2 protein-coding genes and 1 pseudogene are annotated in these 1,473 nt (G+C 48.5%); 1 reads left to right on the top strand and 2 read right to left on the bottom strand.

Annotated features, from left to right (window positions below; translation table 11 throughout):
• The coding region (locus AC0QH1_RS01915) for a hypothetical protein (protein WP_324629079.1) at positions 1 to 282 on the top strand (282 nt) is incomplete at its 5' end.
• Between the two features lie 96 nt (positions 283 to 378).
• Here AC0QH1_RS01915 and AC0QH1_RS01920 read toward each other — a convergent pair.
• Together AC0QH1_RS01920 and AC0QH1_RS01925 are read right to left on the bottom strand one after the other, a co-directional pair.
• The gene (locus AC0QH1_RS01920; RefSeq protein ID WP_324629080.1) at positions 379 to 663 is read right to left on the bottom strand and encodes a 4a-hydroxytetrahydrobiopterin dehydratase; all 285 of its coding nucleotides are present in this window, start codon (positions 661 to 663) and stop codon (positions 379 to 381) included.
• A 618-nt stretch (positions 664 to 1,281) separates the two neighbouring features.
• Positions 1,282 to 1,473, bottom strand: a pseudogene (locus AC0QH1_RS01925) (photosystem II D2 protein (photosystem q(a) protein)); the annotation flags it as partial.

Below are 1,473 nucleotides of genomic sequence, written 5' to 3' on the forward strand. Positions count from 1 at the left end.
GGAAGCCAACAAATAGTCCGGGCTAGGGAAATACCCGGAGGTGTTATCGTTTTTGGCTCTGGTAAGCGCCAACTCTTGGTTAGAGGTTGGGCCCTCCAAGCTGCGTGGCTTCAGCCCGCAGAAGTTGACCTCCGTTTACTTATTGATTCTGGATCTGTTTTTTATGTTGGTTATTTCTCAGTCTATCACATAACCTTTGCTCAGATAATTTATTCAGCTTCCAAGTTCCCGATTCAATTTCGGGGCTATCTCGGGAAGCTTTGCGAGGCTGAACCTTTCTGATTTCCTGGGTTTTCCGGATTAGCGCGATCGCCGTCGCCACCTTTGAAGTTGCGGTGGCCACGGCGATCGCTCTCCTCCGAGGCTCCTTTCTGCCGTTTACTCGATCTCCGAAATGGTCTTAGCCATTTCAAAATCGTTTTCCGTTAACCCCCCGGCATCGTGGGTGGTCAGGGTGATGGTGACTTGGTTATAAGAAATGGCGAGATCTGGGTGATGTCCCGCTTGTTCTGCTGGATCCACCAGTTTGTTCACAAAGGCGATCGCTTCGACAAAATCCTTTAATTTCCACACTCCCCGCAGTTCTTTTCCCTCCACGCTCCACTCATCTGGGAGCTGTTGCGATCGCTGTTGAATTTCGCTTTCACTGAGCAACTGAGCCATTCTTTGTCCTCTAGGTCTGCTAACAAATATTTTTTATTGCTTTTGCTCTTATTCTTTTTCCTCTGCCGAGATGATTTTCTGCCAGGGAGAAAATCAATCGTTGTTTGGCTTTGGCTGCCGTTTTTCGAGTCTTTTTCTGGATAAAAAAAGCTATCCGCTCTCACCGGGAGCGTTCAAGATTTAACTTTCACGCTATTGATGAGAGCGGTCTAGCGGGTCACTTGAATTGGAACCTGACTGCCGGGAGGAACTCCCTGCTAGTTTAGTTTATGAAGAATTATCGCTAATCCTTCACGGAATCTAAAACTAGCGTTTAGAGAACAGCCCCGGCGCGCAGCCGGTCTACTCCAATCAGGTGACCCATGCGTTTACTACTATCTTGCATAGGCATCACCTCCTTTTACCCTGTCCGGTTTCAATCTAATTTCTTTTACGCTACCTAGCATAACACAGAAATCGGATAATTTTTCCACTTCCCCCAAGTTAATTTGCGATTTTTCCCAAACTTGCCTGAAAGCGGTGGTTTGGCATTGGCACTGGCAAGGAAATAAAACATTCACCCCCACCAAAAGGCGGGGGTGAATGTTTTAGCCGATGATAGTAAATCTCGGACGCATTCTACAGAGCGTTACCGCGAGGCAGAACTTCTTCAGGGAACTCGAAGTTTTGGTGCGGCTGGTCAGCCGGTGCCATCCAGGCGCGGATCCCTTCGTTGAGCAGAATGTTCTTCGTGTAGAAGGTTTCAAATTCGGGGTCTTCCGCCGCCCGCAGCTCTTGAGACACGAAGTCATAAGCCCGCAGGTTGAGACC

It is taken from the genome of Phormidium sp. CCY1219 (assembly GCF_055795085.1).

Coding starts and splice junctions, on each gene's coding strand:
- AC0QH1_RS01920 (WP_324629080.1), bottom strand. CDS start 663: ATGGCTCAGTTGCTCAGTGAAAGCGAAATTCAACAGCGATCGCAACAG.